Raw genomic sequence first — 19266 nt, forward strand, 5'->3', positions numbered from 1 at the left:
GCGCGAGCGGCCCTGCGTCTTCGGCGGCGAACAGCACCATCGCCTCGCCGAGGGTCAGCACATCGAGCGACAAGGACTGCATCACATCACCGCCCCCAGCTGCCAGGGCACGAACTCGTTGTCGCCCAGGCCATGCTGCTCGCTGAGCGTGGGCTGGCCCGAGGCCGCCGCCAGCATCAGCCGGAAGATGCGCTCGCCGGCCTCGGCCACGTCCATCGTGCCGTCGACGATCTCGCCGGCGTTGAAGTCCATGTCCAGGCTCATGCGGCGGTACAGGGTGGTGTTGGTGGCCAGCTTCAGCGAGGGCACGGGCTTGCAGCCGTAGGTGGAGCCGCGCCCGGTCGTGAAGCAGATCAGGTTGGCACCGCCGGCCACCTGGCCGGTGGCCGACACCGGGTCGTAGCCCGGTGTGTCCATGAACACCAGGCCGTGGCTTCGCACGGGCTGCGCGTACTCCACCACGTCCATCAGCGGGCTGCCGCCGCCCTTGGCCACCGCGCCCAGCGACTTCTCGAGGATGGTGGTGATGCCGCCCTCCTTGTTGCCCGGCGAGGGGTTGTTGTTCAGCTGCGCGCCGTGGCGGGCCGCGTAGTCTTCCCACCAGCGCAGCCGCGCCAGCAGCCGCTCGGCCACGGCAGGCGAAGCGGCACGTGCAATGAGCAGGTGCTCGGCGCCGTAGATCTCGGGCGTTTCCGACAGGATCGCGGTGCCGCCATGCCGCACCAGCAGGTCGACCGCCGCGCCCAGCGCCGGGTTGGCACTGATGCCGGAGTAACCGTCGGAGCCGCCGCACTGCAGGCCCACCACGAGCTGCGACGCCGGCACCGTGCTGCGCCGGGCCGATGAGGCCTGCGCAGCGAGCTCGCGCACCAGGTTCTGCCCGCGCTCGATCGCCTCGCGGGTGCCACCGGCCTCCTGGATCGTCAGCCGGCGGATGCGCTCGCGCACGCGCGGCTCCAGCTCGTCGATCAGGGGGTCGACCTGGTTCACCTCGCAGCCCAGGCCGACCAGCAGCACCCCAGCGAAATTCGAGTGGGATGCGTAGCCGGCCAGCGTGCGGCGCAGTAGCACCAGGCCCTCGCCTTCGTTCATGCCGCAGCCGCTGCCGTGGGTGATCGCGACCACCCCATCCACACGGGGCAGCTCGGCCAGCGCCGGTCCGCTGAAGGACTGCGTGATCGCCTTGCACACCGTGGCCGAGCAGTTGACCGTGGACAGCACGCCAATGTAGTTGCGCGTGCCCACCCGGCCGTCGTCTCGCACATAACCTTCGAAGCTGGCGGCTTCGTCCGCCGCCGGCGCCGCGTCCTGCCCGCGCTCGACGGCCTGCGCCGGCAGTGCCGGGGCCATGGCGAGGTTGTGCACGTGCACATGCTCGCCGGCCTCGATGGGGACCTCGGCCACGCCGATCGGCTGCCCGTACTTGAACACCACCTCGCCCGGCGCGATCCGCCGCAGCGCGATCTTGTGCCCGGCGGGAATGGCCGCGCGCACGCGCAGAGGCCCTTCGGGCCGCGGGATGTCGGCGTCCTGCGCGAGCGGCACGCGGGCCACGGCGACGTTGTCGCGCGCGTGCAGCACGATCAGCTCAGGTGCAGCCATCGTCTCAGTCGACATGGAACACGCACGGCATCATGGCCCAGTGCTCGCCCGGCGCGCGGCTGGGGAGCGGTCGCTGGCACGGGCTGCAGAACGTCCACCAGCGGCGGGTTTCAGGGTCGGCGGCGATCGCGGCCATGTCGGCCTCGTAGTCGCTGCCGTGGTACTCCCAGTAGCCGAACAGCAGGTTCTCCGGCTCGCGCAGGAAGATGCTGTAGTTGCGGATGTGGGAAGCCGCCAGCCGTGCCAGCACGGCCGGCCAGACGGCCGCGTGCAGGCGCTTGTATTCGTCGATGTGCTCCGGCGCGATGCCGATCACCATGCCCATGCGTTGCATTGCGTGCTTTCAGTTTCAGCGGGCGGCGAGCGCCGCTTGCAGCCGCGGCTGCGGCAGGCTCGGCACATGGCGCCGGGCCAGGTCCACCACCGGCTGCAGCCGCCGCGCCTGCTTCTGTTCGTGGTTCTGCGCGATGTCGGCCAGCCGGTGCGCGAGGAACGGGTTGAGCAGCCGGTCGCGCATGTCGCGCAGGTAGCTGCGCGCTTCCTTGCCCTGCCCCAGCTCATCGAACACCGGCAGCACTTCCTGTTGCCAGGCTTCTTCGAGCGGTTGGCGCAGCGCAGGCTCCTGCATCGCCTGCAGCACCGTCATGTCGGCCGCCAGGCTGCCCCTGAGCCACAGGTCGGCCAGCAGCGTGTGGCCAAGGTTGAGCAGGAAGAGCTTCAGCCGCTCGAAGCGCGCGAGGCTGTCGGTGAGCACGACCGCCGGGTGCCGGCAAGGCAGCAGCAAGCCCGACTGCGACTCGATGGCCCACAGCGCGTAGGGCTCGGCCACGGCACCTGCAGGCTCCAGTGCTTCGGAAACGATGCGATCCACCAGCGAGTTGGCCCACACGACGTGCACGTGCAACCAGTCGATGAAGGCCGGCGCGCAGCGCCATTCGCGCGCCAGCGCCACGACGATCTCGCGCAGCCGCTCGCCGTTGCGCGACACCAGCTCGCACGGCAACAGAGTCAAGCCGGCGTCGGGCTGTGCGTGCCAGCGATCGTGCAGCAGCACCAGCAGCTTGGCGGGAAACGAGTCCGGCGCCGCAGCGGTGGCGGCCAGGCAGGCCGCGGTATCACCGGCCGCCAGCGCCCAGCCGCTGTCGCCGGTGTTGGACACGATCACCCGCACAGGCCCGCGCACACGCTCGCGGATGGCCGGCCAGTCGTTCGCGGCATGGAAGGCCTCGCGCACCGAGCGGCAGGTCTTGCGCTGCTCCACCGGCTGTCCGTTCACCAGGCCGCGCACCAGCACCGGGAACCCCTCGTCGCGGGCCATGGCCTGCATGCGCATCGTGCTGGTCGGGTTGCCGGTGCTCTGCACCACCGTGATGCCGCCCAGTGCCTCGCCGCGCTCGGCGGCTTCGCTGACGAAGAGGTCCACGTGGGCCTGCAGGAAGCGGCTGGTGCCGAATTGCAGGATGGGGTGGCCGGGGGCCATCGTCCGGCTCAACACTCGACGATGGCCTTGATCACGCCCTCGGCCGGATCGAGCAGCCGATGGAAGCCGCCCGGTACGTCGGCCAGTGCCAGGCGGTGCGTGGCCAGCGCCGCGTCGGGCACCCTGCCTTCCTGCATGGCCGCCATCACCGTCTCAAAGTCCTCGTCGGTCGCGTTGCGGCTGCTGAGCAGCGTGGCCTCGCGCTTGTGGAACTCGGGGTCGGAGAAACGGATCTCGCCCTGCACGATCGAGATCAGCACATAGCGACCGCCGTGTGCGATGAAGCTGAAGCCCCGCTCCATCGCCTGCGCGTTGCCGGTGGCGTCGAACACCACGTCGAAAAACTCGCCGTCTGTGAGCCGCGCCAGCTCGACCACGTCGCCCCCGCCCAGCTTCACCGCGGACCGCACGCCCACGTGCTTCAGCGCGAAGTCGAGCCGGTCCAGCCGGCCATCGAGGGCGGTGACGGTGGCGCCGCGCAACTGGGCGAAGATCATCGCGGCCAGGCCGATCGGCCCGGCTCCCACCACCAGCACCCGCTGCCCTGCCTCCACCTCGCCGCGGCGCACGGCGTGTGCGCCGATCGCGAGGAATTCGATCATCGCGGCCTGGTCCAGCGAGATGCGCTCGGCCTTGCCCACGAAGCGCTGCGGCACGGTGAGGAGCTCGGTGAACGCGCCGTCCCGGTGGACGCCGAGCACCTCGATGCGCACGCAGCAGTTGGTCTTGCCCTGGCGACATACGATGCAGTGTCCGCACGACAGGTAGGGCATCACATAGACGGGATCACCCGGCGCGAAACCACTGTCGGCGTCGGCCTCCTCCACCGTGCCGGACAGCTCGTGCCCCATCACCCGCGGGTAGGCCAGGTACGGCTGGTCGCCGGTGAAGATGTGCAGGTCGGTGCCGCAGACGCCCACGCGTTTGACGCGCAGCAACACCTCCCCGGGCGCGCGCTGCGGGCGCGGCCGCTGCAGGGCCTGGAGGTTTCCGGGAGACTCGCAGATGACAGTCAGCATGGGCTATTTGTTGTTGGGTTCGTTGAAGGTGATGCAACGTCCAGCCCGTACAAGCGCATCGCATTGCCGCCGAAAAGATCCGCGCGGTCCGCATCCGTTGGAGGCGGGTCCATCGCGTCGAGAAGGGTGTGGCCCATCGCGAGCCAGGTGTCGTAGTCGCCGGCCAGGCGCAGCACCGGCCAGTCACTGCCCCAGAGCAGACGCCCCGGGCCGAACAGTTCCCACAGCGCCTGCACATAGGGGCGCAACGCGTCGGCGCTGCGCCGGGGACCGGCCTCGGTCAGCAGGCCTGACAGCTTGCATGCCACGTGCGGCAGCGCGGCCAGGCGCGCCATCTGGCTGCGCCAGGGTTCGATCTCGCCCGAGGCGATGGGCGGCTTGGCACCATGGTCGATCACGATGCGCAGCCCGGGGTGGCGCAGCGCAAAGCTGTGCAGCGCCGGCAGGTGGCGCGGCAGCACCAAGGCATCGAAGACCAGCCCGTGCTGCACCATGGCGCGGGCCGCCTCATCCACCGCCGGGTCGGCGATCCACTCGTCTTCGGCCAGGTCCTGCAGCATAGGGCGCAGGCCTTTCAGCCTGGGGTGCGACGCCAGTGCCGTGATGCGCGCAGGCGCATCCGCCGCCTTCATGTCGACCCAGCCCACCACGCCCAGGATGAACGCCTGCTGGTCGGCCAGCGACAGCATCCAGCGCGTGTCGTCCTCGCTGGGCAGTGACTGCACGAGCACGGTGCCGTCGACGCCTGCCGCCCCGCGCAGCGGCGCCAGGTCGGCCGGCAGGAAGTCGCGGTAGATCGCGTGCAACTGCGCGGGCGGCCACTGGCCCTGGCGGTCGGCCAGGCGCCAGAAGTGCTGGTGGGCGTCGATGCGCGGGGGGCGATTCACGTCTGACTTCTTCAGTACAGGACGTTCTTGGCCTCGGGCTTGTCGATGTTGCCCTTGGTGACCATCACGACGCCGGTGTCGACGAACTTGCCGACCTTCTGGCCGCCGATCACCTCGGCCAGGGTCTTCACGCCGAGGTAGCCCATCTGGTACGAGCCCTGCACGGCGATGGCCTCGAGCGTCCCGTCCTTGACGAACTTCTGCAGGTCTTCGTTGCCGTCGAAACCGATCGCCACCACCTTGCCGGCCTTGCCCGACTGCACCAGCGCGCGGCCCATGCCGACGGCGGTGGGTTCGTTGGCGCCGAAGATGCCCTTCAGGTCGGGGTTCGAGGCCAGGACATCCGTGGCCTGGTTCAGCGCCGTCGCCATCTGCGACTGCGAATAGAACGGGCCCACGATCTGCAGCTTGGAGTTCTGCTCGATGTACTTCTTGAAGCCGCCGACACGGCCGACCTCGGAGCCGGCACCGGCCACGTAGGACATGATCGCGATCTTGCCGGTCGTGCCCACCTTGGCGATCAGGGCCTTGGCGCACAGCTCACCGGCCAGCTGGTTGTCGGTGGCGAGGAACGATTGGTAGTACGGCTTGCCCGCTTCCGCCACCATCGAGTCGATCAGCACCACCGGGATGCGCGCCTGCCAGGCCTTCTTGATCGCGGGCACCAGCGCGTCAGGGTCGGAGGGCGCGAGCACGATGCCGGCGACCTTGCGGTTGACCGCGTTCTCCACCAGGCTCACCTGGTCGGCGATGGCCGATTCCGAAGCCGGGCCCGAGAAGGTCAGCGTGTGGCCCTTGGCCTCCTTGATCGCGCTGTCGGCGCCCTTGTTGACGTTCTGCCAGAAGGTCGAGTTGGTGGTCTTGACGATCACCGCGATTTCGCCGGCACAGGCCGCGCCGGCGGCCAGTGCCAACACGCTCAACGTCAGCGCGCGAACAAGCATCTTCTTCATGGAGTGTCTCCTCGAGGGTGGGGATGGATGGCGCGATGCGGTGTCAGCGCCGGTTGCGCAACTGGTCGATCCAGACGGTGAGCAGGATGACCAGGCCGATGATGATCTGCTGCGTGAAAGCCGAGACGCCATTCATGTTGAGCCCGTTGCGCAGGATGCCGATCACGAACGAGCCGATCACCGAGCCCGAGATCGTGCCCACGCCGCCCATCAGCGAGGTGCCGCCGATCACCGCGGCCGCGATCGCGTCGAGCTCGTACATCACCCCTTCGTTGGGCTGCGCGGTGACCAGGCGCGACATCAGCACGCAGCCCGTCAGGCCGGCCAGCGCACCGGAAACCACATAGGTGAACAACACCACCCAGCTGACGTTCACACCCGACAGGCGCGCGGCCTCCGAGTTGGAGCCCACTGCATGGATGTGCCGGCCGAGGCGGGTGCGCGTCAGCAGCACGGCCACGGCGACCGCGATCACGACCATCAGGATGACCGGGTACGGGATGCCGGGAAACGTCACGTCCGGAAAGCCTTGCTCGTCGATGCGCTCGATGCGGAACAAGGCGCCATTGCCCAAGGTGCCGAAGCTCTCGCCCAGGCCGGAGACGGCGCGGGCCCCCGTGATCTGCAGCGCAACGCCGCGTGCCACGAGCATCATCCCGAGCGTGGCGATGAAGGGCGGCAGCTTGGCCCGCGTGACGAGCAGGCCGTTGACCGCGCCGCACGCCGCGCCGGCCAGCACGCCGAGCGCCATGGCCAGCGGCACGGGGACACCGGCCTTGGTGGCCAGCGCCGCCAGCACACCGGCCAGCGCGAGCACCGAGCCCACCGACAGGTCGATGCCGCCGGCGATGATGACGCAGGTGGCCCCCACGCCCAGCAGCGCGATCGAGGTCACCTGCAGCGCCACGGTCATGCCGTTGCCGACGGTGAAGAAGGCTTCGCTGGTGAGCGAGAACACCAGCACGAGGAGCAACAGCCCGGCCAGGGCCGCGAACTTCTGGAGCAGGTCTTTTTGACGATCGTTCATGAGGCCATGGGTGCGAGATCGCGCTGCGCGGCGGGCGCAGTGCTGCCGCTTCCGTTGTCGTTTTCGGCGCGGCCGGAGGCGTAATGCATGATTTCTTCCTGGCTGGTGCCGCGGGTGGCCAGCGTCTTCACCAGCCGCCCCTCGTGGAACACGGCGACGCGGTCCGTCAGCCCCAGGATCTCGGGCAGCTCGGAGCTGATGAGGATCACGCCGATGCCGTCGGCGGCGAGCCGGTCCATCAGCTCGTAGATGGCGTACTTGGCGCCCACGTCGATGCCTCGCGTGGGTTCGTCGAAGATGATCAGCCGCGCCTGGCGGAACAGCCACTTGCTGATCACGACCTTCTGCTGGTTGCTGCCCGACAGCAGTCGGGCCGGTTGTTGCGGGCCCGGCGTGCGGATGCCGAGCGCGTCGATGTAGCGGCGCGCGGTCTCGGTCTCGGCGTGGAAGTCGATGAAGCCACCTCTGCCGCAGACCGCCTGCAGGTTGGCCAGCGTGATGTTCTCGGCCACCGTCATCTTCACCGCCAGGCCATGCGCCTTGCGGTCTTCGGAGACATAGGCGATGCCGTGGCGGATGGCATCGATCGGCGAGCGGATCCGGAGTTCCTCGCCGCCGAAGCGGATGCTTCCTGCGTCTTTGACCTCCGCCCCGAACAGGGTGCGTGCGACCTCGGTTCGGCCGGCGCCGATGAGGCCGGCGAAGCCGAGGATCTCGCCGCGCCACAGGTCGAAATCGACCGGCCCGAACACGCCGTTGCGCTGCAGGCCGCGCACATCGAGCAAGGTCTGCGACGTCGGGCTGCTGCGGCGGGGCGGAAACTTGTCTTCCAGTTCGCGGCCCACCATCTGCGCGACGATGCGGTCCACCGTGGTGTCGGCAAAGGCGGAGCTGCCCACCCAGCGGCCATCGCGCAAGACCGTCACGCGATCGACGATGCGGGCCATCTCGTCCAGCCGGTGCGAGATGTAGACGATGCCGACGCCGTCGCGCCGCAGTTCCTCTATCACCCGGAACAGGTGCCCTGTCTCGGCCTCGGTGAGCGAAGAGGTCGGCTCGTCCATGATGAGCACTTTCGCGTTCATCGACAGGGCCTTCGCGATCTCGACCATCTGCTGCTGCGCCACCGGCAGCTGGTGGACCGGCAGATCGGGGTCGATGGCCACGCCCAGGCGGGCGAGGCAGCGTGTCGCATCCGCGCGCATCCGCCCGCGGTCGATGAACCAGCCGCGTTTCGGCTCCCGCGCGAGAAACATGTTCTCGGCCACCGACAGGTGCGCCACCAGGTTCAGCTCCTGGTGGATCATGACCACGCCCTGCGCTTCGGCCGCACGCGGCGAGCTGAAGACGAGCGAGGCCCCGTTGAGGCTGATCGTTCCGGCATCCGGCTGGTAGATGCCGGACATGATCTTCATCAGCGTCGACTTGCCGGCCCCGTTCTCGCCACACAGCGCATGGACTTCGCCTGCTCGGACCTCGAAGTCGACCGCATCGAGTGCCCGCACGCCTGCAAAAGCCTTGGAGATGCCGGCCAGGCGCAGCAGCGGTCCATGCTCTGATCGTTCGGCAGGCGACATCCGGGGCTGTGGTCTTAACTGGTCAGACCACTATAGCATCGCCGAAAATTGGTTTAACCAGTAGAAACCAGCGCCGGCGCCGCTGACAAGCTCAGGCCCTTCGACGGAGCTCAGGATGATCGGATGCCCTTCGACAAGCTCAGGGCCAACGGATGGAGGGGTGCCACGGCTACGGGTCGCAGCAATGAGGACGAGCCCGCCTACAACCGTTCGTGCTGAGCCTGTCGAAGCACCGGCCCTGAGCTCGTCGAAGGGGCGGAGCTGGGGTCGTAGTACGCCGACCGATGCACATCCTTCGACAAGCTCAGGGCGAACGGTTGGTGGGGCATGTTTCCTGGAGAACGCCTGCCCCGGCTACCGGGTTGCGAAGCTCAGTGGTTGTGGCCGTCGCCTTGGTGTGGCGCGCCCGGCGCGTGAGCCGGGATGGCGTGGCCCGCCGATCCACGCGGGCTCAGCACCTGGGCCCGGCTGTTGAGCGCAGCGCGTTGGGCCGCCACGTGGCCGGCGAAGGTGTCCGTCGCGAACACGACGTCACCGCCCACCATCGTCAGCAGCACCCGGTTGCGGCCCAATTCCTCGTCGGGCACGGTGAGGAAGTCGCGGTCCAGGATGATCAGGTCGGCGAACTTGCCGGCCTCGATCGTCCCGACCTGGCGCTCCAGCCGCAACTGATGCGCGGCATTGACCGTGATCGCGGCCAGCACTGCGTCGCGCGAGAGCGCCGGATCCGCATTGATGCGCCCTTCGAAGATCGGCGAGAGGCTCGCGGCGCTGTGCGGATTGGTCGGATCACCCGAGCGGGTGACACCCACCTTGAGCGCCAGGAAGGTGTCGAAGGGATCGATCGGCCAGTCGCTGCCGTGCACGATGCGTGCGCCGGCCTGCTGCAGACTGCCCGAAGGCTCCATGCGGGCGAAGCGCTCGGCGCCCAGGTGGTTCTCTGTCTCGCCGATGGAGTAAGGCGCGCGCTGCGCCCACTGGAAGGACATCGTCGCCATCACGTCGTGCGCCGCGAAGCGCCCGTAGTCGGCCACGGCGACCGTCTCGCCATGGGCCATCGCGACACGGAAATCGGCACCGGTCCGCGCGGCCCGTGCCGCTTCGACGGCATCGAGCAGGGTGCGCACGGCGCGATCGCCTGTCGCATGCACTTGCATGTCCAGGCCCGCATCCACCGCGGCCAGCGTCAACGAACGCAGCGACTCGGGCGAGTAGTACAGCTGGCCGAGGTTGCTGCCGGCCACCCACTGCGGCGCGTCGTCGGTGCCGACGTTCTGCAGGTAAGCCGACAACAAGGCACCGGTGTCCGCCGGCGCGTTGACGACCCCGTCGAGGAACACCTTGACGGTGCGCGATTGGATGCCGGGCGCAGGTTCAGGTGCGTCCGATCCGGCCAGCGCTGCGAGCGCCTTGGACTGGGCGATGGCCTCGTCAGGGGCGCTGTTCGCCAGCGCCGGATCGACGTTGACCGCCAGGTGCACGCGCGCAGTCAGTTCGCCGGCGTCGCGCAGCGCCTTGAACACCTGGAAGTGCGACTCGCCGGCCGCCGCGTCCATGAGGGTGGTGATGCCTTGCTCGCGGATCGCGGCCAGCGCGGCCCGACCCTGCTTGAGCTGGTCGGCCTCGCTGTCGGGCGGGATGGCCGCCTTCAGCTCGAACCCCGCGGCGTCCTCGCAGATGCCGCTCGGGGTGCCATTCGCCTCGCGCAGGAACTTGCCTCCGACGGGATCCGGCGTGCTGGCGTCGATGCCCGCCAGCGCGAACGCTTGGGAGTTGGCGAGCACCGAGTGGAAGTCGGCCGAGGTGACGGCGATCGGCCGGGTGGTGTCGAGCCCATCGAGCAGGGCCCGGGTGGGGTCGGCATCGAGCGCAGCGGTCGACTGCCGGTCCCAGTTGACGGCTTCGAGCCAGGCGTCGGGGCCGGCCTCGGGCGTCGCGTCGATGCAGGCCTGCAGCCGGCCGGCCAGTTGGGCACGGGTGAGCGGCGCATAGGCCAGGTCACACAGCAGCAGCGCCCGGCCGCCGGCCAGCGAATGCAGGTGGGCGTCGATGAAGCCCGGCATCACCGTGCGGCCGTCGAGCTCGATCACCTTCGTGTCGGAGCCGATGCGCGCCGAGGCCTCGGCATCGGAGCCGACGAAGACGATGCGCCCTTCCCTCACCGCGACGGCCTGCGCGACGGTGCCGCGGCCATCCATCGTGACCACCTTGCCGCCGCGCAGCACCACATCGGCGGGTTGGACGTCGCTGCCACCGCAGCCGACGGCCAGCACCACCAGACCCAACGCCGCCAACAACGCGACGCCTGCCTTCCTCAAACTCATGGCTTCCCCCGAATGCGCCCGACATGGGGCATGCCGGAAGGTATCCACGGCGAGCCGGCGCAACCCTCTGCAAATGCGGAAGGAAAGGGTCAGCCCGATCCTGCCGGCCGCTGGCCGCTCAAGACGCGACCGAGGGCCACCTTGTCCGACACACCGAGCCGAAGGTAGGCTTCGCGCAGGTAGGTGCGCACCGTCGTCGGGCTCAAGCCGGTCTCGGCGGCGATCTGCTTGTGCGTGCGGCCCGCCGCGTACAGCAAGGCGACGCCCATCTCACGCGGGGGCAACAACGCCGCACGCCGCTGGGGCATGAGGCTGACCAGCAACAGCTCGCCGCAGCGGTGCGTGGCCAGGCGCAGCGCCCCGAGCTTCAGCGTCGAGCCGGCTTCACGCAGCGCTTTGACCAGGTCTGCCGGCGGCTGCTCGCCGTCCCAGTGGGGAAAGCGTTCGCGCAGCAGCAATGCGAGCTGTGAGTCGATGTAGACGAACCCGCCCGTGGCATCGACCAGCGCGTGGGCATCCCCAGCCCGCAAACCGGCGTCGCTCAACAGCGCCGCCACACGCGTACTCCAGCGATGCATCAGGTGTGCGCTGAACTGCTCGAACAGCACGCGGTGCGCCGGCTCGAACAAGGCCGAGGCCTGGTGCCGGTACAGGGAGATGAAATGCATCAGGCCGCTGTGGGGCAGTGCACGGGTGATGGCCAGGATCTGATACAGGTCATGGCGGCGGGCAAAGGCTTCGACCGCCGGCTCCGGATCCTCGAAACCCGTCTGGCAGACGACGGCATCGAGGCGCTCCATCGATTCGTGGGCAAAACGGTCCAGGGCGCTGATGCGGTTCCACTCCCGCGCGAAGTCGGCGCTCAGGTTGATGCGGCCACTCAGCCAGTTGCGCGGCGCCAGGCCATCGATGCCACCCGAGCACTCGCCCCACCAGGCCGCATCGAACGGCACCAGCGCGCGCAGGCCCGCCAGGCCCTCCCTCATCAGCCGCGAGGGTGACGCATCGCGAGGCAGCCTGTCGAGCACCAACAGCGCGGTGCTGAACGCTTCGAGGGTCTGGCGGCCGATCTGCATCTGTCCCAGTCTATGGGTGTGCGCCTGGAGCGGGCCGGTCGGGTTGTCGCTGGGGCCATCCCGCGCTCATCCCCCGTTGCCTCTTTGGCGCCGGTGGGCGTCGACCAGCTGATCCGCCAGGGCCTGCGCCTCGCGCAGTTGTTCGGCGGTCAAAGGCGTCGCGTTCGAGAACCGCTCCAGCTTGGCAATCAGCGCCCCATTCGATTCGGCGCTGCCGGGGTTGCCATCGCCGACGATGCGCAGCCAGGCTTGCTTGCACGCCTCGCGTTCGATGCGGTTCATGCCCAAGGGCCGCGGATCGACCGAAAACGCGAGCGCCGTCAACGTGCCGAGGTCCCCGCGCTCGGCCAGTTGCCGCACGTCGGCCTGCAGCCTGTCGACCACCGCTGGATCGGCCTCGGCCTTGCCATCGTGGCTGAGCCAGATGAGGTACGACATCGCCGCACCTGGTGCCCCGCCTTCGTAGGCCTTCTGGAACAGCTCGCCGCGGCGGGCCAGCGTGGCCTCGTCGAAGACCTGGCAGCGGCGCCCATCGCTTTGCGCACGGTCGATCTGTTCGTTCGAGATGCCGCCGAAGGAGTTGACGAACTTCCGGATGGCCGCCGGCATGATCGACAGCGTGTCGCGCGCGGCGTGCAGGCTTTCGGCCACCTTGCCCGCCTGGGCGCAGAACTGCAGCACGCTGGCCGCCTCCTGCGCCTCCTGGGCGCTGCCACTGCCGAACCCCAGCTGAACCTTGCGCAGCAACTCGGCCGACGATTCGTTGGCAAAAGGCCCGGTGGGCGCCGGCTGGGCAGACGCAGCCGATGCCGTGGGTGCCACGGAGGGCGGCGGCTCAGGCGCCCGCGCCGCGCGCGTGTCGGCCGCCATCGGCGGCGCTGCAGGCGCGGGAAGGGGCGCGGCCGCCGCAGCTTCGCTGTCGGGCCATCGCAAGTACATCCAGCCGGCGGTGGCGAATGCGATGGCCACCGCGGCGATCCATGGGCCCTTGCTCACCGCCCTGCGCCAATGCCAACGCGGCCCAGGCTGCCCGAGGTCGTCCTGACAAACGCCTTGCAGACGCCGGACGGATGCAGCGGCTCATGTTCTGATCGTTCGGCAAGCAACATTCGAGGGCATTGCGATTGAATTGGTCAGACCACTATAACGCCGCCGAAAATTGGTTTAACCAGTAGAAACCAGCGCTGCTCAGGGCGATGGCAAGGCCGCGTCGTCGCCGATCCATCGCTCGCGCGAGGCAGACAGGTGCCAGAACATCGCGGCCACGGCCTCTTGCGGGTCGCGCGCCTCCAGCGCCTGGTAGATCGCCTCGTGCTCGCGCAAGGCGGTTTCCCAGGTTCGGACGCTCTCGACGCGGTCGGTCAGCTTCGACAGGATCAAGCCGTGGCGGCCATCGAAGAGCTCGCCCACCAGACGGACCAGCACGCTGTTGCCGGTCATCTCGGCCACGGCCATGTGAAAGCGGCGATCCGCCTCCACGGGCGGCTGACCGCGGCTCACTTCGTGCCGCATCGCTTCGAGGCAGGCCTTGACCTGGTCGAGCCCCTGCCGTGTGGCGCGGGCTGCGGCCAGCGTGATGATCGACCCCTCGAGAACCGAGCGGGCGTGCATCAGTTCGCTCGGGCTTTCACCCAGCGGGAGCGGCTCGGCGGCGTTGCCGCTGGGCGGCGTGCACACATAGACGCCCGAGCCCATGCGGATCTCCACCCGCCCTTCGATCTCCAGGGCCAGCAGGGCTTCGCGCAGCGATGGCCGCGACACGCCCAGCTGCACCGCCAGTTCCCGCTCGGGCGGCAGGCGCGTACCGGGCTCGAACTTCCCCTGGTCGATCACGTTGCGGATCTGATCCGCCACCTGGAGGTAAAGACGGCGCTCGGGCTGTTTGATGGTCGGCGGCATGGGCCCTCCTTTGGCTCGCCACACTGGTCAGGCCAGTAGGGGTCTGAGCATATCCTGTCACCGCGTGGTCAAACCGGTCGGGGGCGTTGCGAGGCTGATGGCGCGGCATGCGCGTATTCCCGATCGTCGGGATACGACAGGCGTTGGTACGATTGCGGCCGTGATTTATTGTTAAATCTTCGTGATATGAAATTTACCGACGGCCAATGGCTGCTGCAGCCCGGCATTGCCGCGCACTACGCTGCCGAGGCATACGCGATCGATGTCCGGCCAGACCGGTTGGTGGTGCTGGCCACCACCCGCCCCATCAAGCACCGCGGCGACACGCTGCAGGGCCCCACGCTCACCGTGACGATCACCTCGCCGCTCGAAGGCGTGGTGCGCGTGGCGGTCGAGCACTTCGCGGCGTCCGAGGCGCCGCGCCTGCATGTGCCGATGCCCGGTTCGGTGCCGGCGGCCGGGCTCACGAGCCAGACCGAGACGCATGCGACGCTCACCACCGGCCCGCTGTCGGTCGAGGTGAAGAAGGGCGAAGGCTGGAGCCTCACCTTCCGCGAGGGCGGCCGCGTGCTCACCCGCAGCGACTGGCGAAGCCTCGGCTACATCCAGCAGGCCACCGGCGAACGGCGCACCACGCACCTGCATGAGCAACTGACGCTGCAGGTCGGCGAATACGTCTACGGCCTGGGCGAGCGCTTCACCCCGTGGGTCAAGAACGGCCAGGTGGTCGAGAACACCAACAAGGACGGCGGCACCGCTTGCGAGCAGGCCTACAAGAGCGTGCCGTTCTACCTCACCAACCGCGGCTATGGCGTGCTGGTCGACGAGGCTGGCCCGGTCTCCTTCGAAGTGGCCTCCGAGAAGACCACGCGCGTGCAGTTCAGCCGCGAGGGCGAGAGCCTGGCCTACTGCGTCATTGCCGGCCCCACGCAAAAGGACGTGCTGACGCGCCTGACCGCCCTCACCGGCCGCGCACCGCTGCCGCCGGCCTGGAGCTTCGGCCTGTGGCTGACCACCTCGTTCACCACCCAGTACGACGAGGCCACCGCCACGCACTTCATCGACGAGATGAAGCGCCGCGAGCTGCCGCTGTCGGTGTTCCATTTCGACTGCTTCTGGATGCGCGAATTCCAGTGGTGCGATTTCGAATGGAATCCGCGTGGCTTCCCTGAACCCGAGGCCATGCTGGCGCGGCTGAAGGCCAAGGGCCTGAAGATCAGCCTCTGGATCAACCCCTACGTGGCGCAGCGCTCGCCGCTGTTCGCCGAGGGCGCCAGGCACGGCTACTTCATCAAGAAGCCTAACGGCCTAGTTTGGCAGACCGATCTCTGGCAGCCCGGCATGGCCATCGTCGACTTCACCAACCCCGCCGCCGTCACGTGGTACCAGGGCCACCTGCGCCGGCTGCTGGCTCAAGGGGTGGACTGCTTCAAGACCGACTTCGGCGAGCGCATTCCGAGCGACGGCGTGGTCTACCACGACGGCTCCGACCCGGTGGAGATGCACAACCTCTACGCGCTGAAGTACAACGAGGTCGTCTTCGATCTGCTGCGCGAAGTCCAGGGCGAGGACGCGGTGGTGTTCGCCCGCTCCACCTATGCGTCGGGCCAGCGCTTCCCGGTGCATTGGGGCGGCGACTGCTGGTCGACCTTCGAGTCGATGGCCGAGAGCCTGCGCGGCGGCCTGTCGCTCACCAGCTGCGGCTTCGCGTTCTGGAGCCACGACATCGGCGGCTTCGAGGGCAACCCGCCACCTGCGGTCTACAAGCGCTGGATCCAGTTCGGCCTGCTGTCGTCGCACAGCCGGCTGCACGGCAGCAGCTCGTACCGGGTGCCCTGGCTGGTCGACGAGGAAAGCTGCGATGTGCTGCAGGCCTTCACGCGGCTGAAACACCGGCTGATGCCCTACCTCTACGCCCAGGCCATCGAGGCCAGTGCCACCGGCGTGCCGGTGATGCGCTCGATGGTGATGGAGCATCCGCACGACCCAGGCTGCGCCACGCTGGACAGGCAGTACCACCTGGGTGACGCGCTGCTGGTGGCACCGGTGTTCACCGAGTCGGGCGAGGTCGACTTCTATCTGCCCGACTCCGGCCGCGGCGCCTGGACGCATCTGCTCAGCGGCGAGCGCCGGGCCGGCGGCCGCTGGCACCGCGAGACGCACGACTTCTCGAGCCTGCCGCTGTATGTGGCGCCCGGCACCGTGCTGCCGTGGGGCCGCGAGGATCAGCGGCCTGACTACGACTACGCCGACGGCGTAGTGCTGCGGGTGTTCGGCTTGGCCGATGGCCAGCGTGCCCCCTTCGCGGTGGCGGGGCTGGACGGGCGCATCTCCGCACGCGGCACGGTGCAGCGCTCGGGCAGCACCTACACCGCAACCGTCGAAGCAGGCGCCCTCAAAGCCTGGCGCCTGGAGGTGGATGGTCAGTCCAGCCCGGTGCAGGCCGAGGCCGATCACCTCGAATGGAGCATGCCGGCATGAACCGGGTCTCATCCACCGGCCGATGGGTCGGCGTCCTGGCCGCCGCCGCACTGCTGTGGATGAGTGGCGCCAGCCACGCGGCCGGACGCGAGCGCCTGTCGCTGGACGCGGGCTGGCTGTTCCAGCGCGGCGACGTCACTGCGCCGCCAGTCAAGGGTCACGGGTCGAGCTACCACCAGGCCAAGGCCGGGGGCGCGGTCGGCGCCGGCGCACCTGACTTCGACGATTCCGGCTGGCGGCGGTTGGACCTGCCGCACGACTGGGCCATCGAGAACCCGCTGGACCGCAACGAGAACGCGTCGCAGGGCTACCGGGCGCGCGGCATCGGCTGGTACCGGCGGTACGTCCAGCTGCCCGCATCCGACCGGGGCCGCCACATCGAGCTGCAGTTCGACGGCATCGCCACCCACAGCACCGTGTGGGTCAACGGCAGCGTCGTGAACCGCAACTGGTCGGGCTACAACGGCCGCAGCATCGACATCACCCCCTTCCTGCGCTACGGCGAAGACGTCAACAGCATCGCCGTGCGCGTGGATGCCGAGGCGCAGGAAGGCTGGTGGTACGAAGGCGCCGGCATCTACCGCCACACCTGGCTCGTCAAGCGCGACACGCTGCACATCGCCACCGACGGGGTGCACGCCAACCCGGTGCAACGCCAGGGGCGCTGGGTGCTGCCGGTCGAGGTGCAGGTCGACAACACCGGCGAAGCAGCTCGCGAAGCAGTGCTCGACGTCATCGTCACCGGACCCGACGGCCAACCCGTGGCCCAGCGGCGCCAACCTGTGCGGGTGGCAGCGCTGGACTCGGCCACTGCGCGGCTGGAGCTGTCGATCGCGCGGCCGCAGCTGTGGTCGCTGCAATCACCTCAGCTGTACCGCGTGCAGACGGTGCTGCGCTCTGCCGGCTCGGGGCCGACGGCCGAGCTCGACCGCAGCGAGCTGAACACCGGCTTGCGCAGCATCCGCTTCGATGCCGAGCGCGGCTTCTTCCTCAACGGGCAGCCGGTGAAACTGCAAGGCGTGTGCATCCACCAGGACCACGCGGGCGTCGGCGTGGCCGTGCCAGCCTCGATCTGGGAGTTCCGCCTGCGGCGCCTGAAGGAGATGGGCGTCAACGCCATCCGCTTCGCGCACAACGCGGTCGCACCCGAGGTCATGGACCTGACCGACCGCCTGGGTTTGCTCGTCATGAACGAGAACCGCAACTTCAACCCCAGCCCCGACTACATGGCGCAGCTCGAGTGGCTGGTGCGCCGCGACCGCAATCGCCCCAGCGTGATCCTCTGGTCGCTGTTCAACGAAGAGCCGCTGCAGGCCACCGAGCAGGGTCGCGAGATGGCCCGGCGCATGGCGGCGGTGGTCAAGCGGCTGGACCCTACTCGGCCGGTGACGGCCGGCATGCACGACGGCCTTTTCGGCGAGCGCAATGCCGCGCAGGTGGTCGACGTGGTGGGCATCAACTACCAGGTCTGGGCCTATGACCGGTTCCACCGAGAGAACCCCGGCCGCCCGCTGACCAGCAGCGAAGACACCTCCGCCTACATGACGCGCGGGGCCTGGCGGAGCGACCGCCAGGCGCAGGTGCTGAGCAGCGAAGACGAGGAGCCTTCGTCATGGGGCCAGACCCACCGTGAGGCCTGGCGCCACATCGCCGAGCGGCCGTTCATGGCTGGGGCTTTTGTCTGGAGCGGCATCGACTACCACGGCGAACCGACACCTTTCGAATGGCCCAGCGCGAGCACCTTCTTCGGCGCGATCGACCTGGCCGGTTTTCCGAAAGCGGCCTTCTACATCCGGCAGGCGCACTGGCTGAAGGACCGCACCGTCGTGAAGGTGCTGCCGCACTGGAACTGGCGTGGCCGCGAAGGTCAGCCGGTGAAGGTGATGGTGGCCAGCAACGCGCCGCGCGTGCGCTTGCTGCTGAACGGCCACGTGGTCGGCGAGCGGCCGGTCGATCCCATCGACATGGTCTCGTTCGACGTGCCCTACGCCCCCGGCCGGCTGGAAGCCGTGGCGCTGTACGGCACGCGCGAACTCGGCCGCGACGCGGTGCTGACCAGCGGCGAACCCGCGCGCCTGGTGCTCACGCCCGACCGGCACGAACTGGCCGGCGACGGCCGTGACGCCGTGCCGGTGACCGTGAGTGCGGTCGACGCCGAAGGCCGTCCGGTGCCCACGGCCAACCTGAAGGTCAGCTTCGATGTCGGCGGTGCCGGTGCCTTGATCGGCGTCGGCAATGGCGATCCGAATTCGCACGAATCGTCCAAGGCGCCGGAGCGTTCGCTGTTCAACGGCCTGGCCCAGGTGATCCTGCAGGGCCGCCGCGATGCGCAAGGCGCCCTCACCTTGCGCGCCAGCGCGCCCGGGCTGCAACCGGCCGAAGCCGTGCTGACGGTGCGTAGCGCGCCCTCGGTATGGATGCCGGTGGCAGAAGCGGTGAACCAGGTCAACGGCTGGCGACATTCACCGCCGCAGGCCGAGCGCCCCGATCCCAACCAGGTGCTGGCCGGCAACGACATGAACAGCTGGGGCTGGGGGGATCCGCCGCTGCGCCAGGCCGCCGAACCGCTGCCCTGGCGCGCCTACCGCGCCAACCTGAAGCTGCGGGCGGACCGCAACGACGGCCAGGGCCGGCTGGTGTTCCGCGAAATCATCGGCCAGGCCGAGGTCTGGGCCGATGGCGTCAAGCTGGGCGAGAAAACTTCGCCCGATGCAGCGGCGCTGTCGGTGCCGCTGCCGGCCGGCTCGGGCTGGCGCACGCTGACGGTGCTGGTGCGCTCACAGCCGGGACAGCCCTCGGGCATCACCGGACGGGTGCTGGCGGAGGCCGGTCCGCGGTGATCAGGAGCCGGCTCACAGCGGCCTTTGCGCCGCTGCTCGCGCTGCTGCTGTGCGCGTCGGCCCACGCTGCCCGCAGCATCCAGGCGCTCGACGGCCCGTGG

Annotated in this window: 14 protein-coding genes; 2 read left to right on the top strand and 12 right to left on the bottom strand. The window is 69.1% G+C overall.

All coding sequences use genetic code 11. From position 1 onward, the window contains the following. Positions 1-81 precede the first annotated feature (81 nt). From VFY73_RS14130 to VFY73_RS14185, 12 genes are all read right to left on the bottom strand, one after another. A complete protein-coding gene (locus VFY73_RS14130; RefSeq protein ID WP_329719770.1) occupies positions 82-1602 on the bottom strand; it encodes an altronate dehydratase family protein in 1521 nt (506 codons plus the stop codon). A gap of 4 nt (positions 1603-1606) precedes the next feature. Then, positions 1607-1936 carry an L-rhamnose mutarotase gene (locus VFY73_RS14135; protein WP_329719772.1) on the bottom strand — a complete coding sequence of 110 codons (330 nt, stop codon included), beginning with the start codon at positions 1934-1936 and terminating at the stop codon, positions 1607-1609. Positions 1937-1951: 15 nt separating this feature from the next. Beyond that, complete coding sequence (locus VFY73_RS14140) at positions 1952-3082, bottom strand: mannitol dehydrogenase family protein (RefSeq protein ID WP_329719774.1); 1131 nt, start codon at positions 3080-3082, stop codon at positions 1952-1954. Positions 3083-3090: 8 nt separating this feature from the next. Next, entirely contained in the window at positions 3091-4101 is a 1011-nt protein-coding gene (locus tag VFY73_RS14145; RefSeq protein WP_329719776.1) for a zinc-binding alcohol dehydrogenase family protein, read from the bottom strand. Next, the gene (locus VFY73_RS14150) at positions 4095-4988 is read right to left on the bottom strand and encodes an amidohydrolase family protein (protein ID WP_329719778.1); all 894 of its coding nucleotides are present in this window, start codon (positions 4986-4988) and stop codon (positions 4095-4097) included. The genes VFY73_RS14145 and VFY73_RS14150 overlap by 7 nt, the downstream gene beginning before the upstream one ends. Before the next feature lie 11 nt (positions 4989-4999). After that, complete coding sequence (locus tag VFY73_RS14155; protein ID WP_329719780.1) at positions 5000-5941, bottom strand: ABC transporter substrate-binding protein; 942 nt, start codon at positions 5939-5941, stop codon at positions 5000-5002. A 43-nt stretch (positions 5942-5984) separates the two neighbouring features. Continuing rightward, the gene (locus tag VFY73_RS14160; RefSeq protein WP_329719782.1) at positions 5985-6968 is read right to left on the bottom strand and encodes an ABC transporter permease; all 984 of its coding nucleotides are present in this window, start codon (positions 6966-6968) and stop codon (positions 5985-5987) included. Continuing rightward, on the bottom strand, positions 6965-8545 hold the full coding sequence (locus VFY73_RS14165) for a sugar ABC transporter ATP-binding protein (protein WP_329719784.1): 1581 nt from the start codon (positions 8543-8545) through the stop codon (positions 6965-6967). The genes VFY73_RS14160 and VFY73_RS14165 overlap by 4 nt, the downstream gene beginning before the upstream one ends. Before the next feature lie 371 nt (positions 8546-8916). Then, on the bottom strand, positions 8917-10869 hold the full coding sequence (locus tag VFY73_RS14170) for an amidohydrolase (protein ID WP_329719786.1): 1953 nt from the start codon (positions 10867-10869) through the stop codon (positions 8917-8919). An 89-nt stretch (positions 10870-10958) separates the two neighbouring features. Further along, positions 10959-11945, bottom strand: a complete 987-nt coding sequence (locus tag VFY73_RS14175; RefSeq protein WP_329719788.1) for a helix-turn-helix transcriptional regulator — start codon at positions 11943-11945, stop codon at positions 10959-10961. A 66-nt stretch (positions 11946-12011) separates the two neighbouring features. Next, positions 12012-12914, bottom strand: coding sequence for a hypothetical protein (locus tag VFY73_RS14180; protein WP_329719790.1), 903 nt, complete (start codon positions 12912-12914; stop codon positions 12012-12014). Between the two features lie 219 nt (positions 12915-13133). Then, a complete protein-coding gene (locus VFY73_RS14185; RefSeq protein WP_329719792.1) occupies positions 13134-13844 on the bottom strand; it encodes a FadR/GntR family transcriptional regulator in 711 nt (236 codons plus the stop codon). Between the two features lie 186 nt (positions 13845-14030). Between VFY73_RS14185 and yicI the strand changes: the two genes are divergently transcribed. Continuing rightward, on the top strand, positions 14031-16325 hold the full coding sequence (gene yicI / locus VFY73_RS14190; RefSeq protein ID WP_329719794.1) for an alpha-xylosidase: 2295 nt from the start codon (positions 14031-14033) through the stop codon (positions 16323-16325). Further along, positions 16322-19165, top strand: coding sequence for a beta-galactosidase GalA (gene galA, locus VFY73_RS14195; protein ID WP_329719796.1), 2844 nt, complete (start codon positions 16322-16324; stop codon positions 19163-19165). The genes yicI and galA overlap by 4 nt, the downstream gene beginning before the upstream one ends. Positions 19166-19266 lie beyond the last annotated feature (101 nt).

This window comes from Ideonella sp. (assembly GCF_036277275.1).
GTDB lineage: Bacteria > Pseudomonadota > Gammaproteobacteria > Burkholderiales > Burkholderiaceae_C > Ideonella.

What these genes read in the sequence shown, in the direction of transcription:
- VFY73_RS14155 (WP_329719780.1), bottom strand. Translation starts at nt 5,941, where the DNA reads ATGAAGAAGATGCTTGTTCGCGCGCTGACGTTGAGCGTGTTGGCACTG.
- yicI (WP_329719794.1), top strand. Translation starts at nt 14,031, where the DNA reads ATGAAATTTACCGACGGCCAATGGCTGCTGCAGCCCGGCATTGCCGCG.
- galA (WP_329719796.1), top strand. Translation starts at nt 16,322, where the DNA reads ATGAACCGGGTCTCATCCACCGGCCGATGGGTCGGCGTCCTGGCCGCC.
- VFY73_RS14185 (WP_329719792.1), bottom strand. Translation starts at nt 13,844, where the DNA reads ATGCCGCCGACCATCAAACAGCCCGAGCGCCGTCTTTACCTCCAGGTG.
- VFY73_RS14165 (WP_329719784.1), bottom strand. Translation starts at nt 8,545, where the DNA reads ATGTCGCCTGCCGAACGATCAGAGCATGGACCGCTGCTGCGCCTGGCC.
- VFY73_RS14170 (WP_329719786.1), bottom strand. Translation starts at nt 10,869, where the DNA reads ATGAGTTTGAGGAAGGCAGGCGTCGCGTTGTTGGCGGCGTTGGGTCTG.
- VFY73_RS14135 (WP_329719772.1), bottom strand. Translation starts at nt 1,936, where the DNA reads ATGCAACGCATGGGCATGGTGATCGGCATCGCGCCGGAGCACATCGAC.
- VFY73_RS14130 (WP_329719770.1), bottom strand. Translation starts at nt 1,602, where the DNA reads ATGGCTGCACCTGAGCTGATCGTGCTGCACGCGCGCGACAACGTCGCC.
- VFY73_RS14145 (WP_329719776.1), bottom strand. Translation starts at nt 4,101, where the DNA reads ATGCTGACTGTCATCTGCGAGTCTCCCGGAAACCTCCAGGCCCTGCAG.
- VFY73_RS14175 (WP_329719788.1), bottom strand. Translation starts at nt 11,945, where the DNA reads ATGCAGATCGGCCGCCAGACCCTCGAAGCGTTCAGCACCGCGCTGTTG.
- VFY73_RS14160 (WP_329719782.1), bottom strand. Translation starts at nt 6,968, where the DNA reads ATGAACGATCGTCAAAAAGACCTGCTCCAGAAGTTCGCGGCCCTGGCC.
- VFY73_RS14140 (WP_329719774.1), bottom strand. Translation starts at nt 3,082, where the DNA reads ATGGCCCCCGGCCACCCCATCCTGCAATTCGGCACCAGCCGCTTCCTG.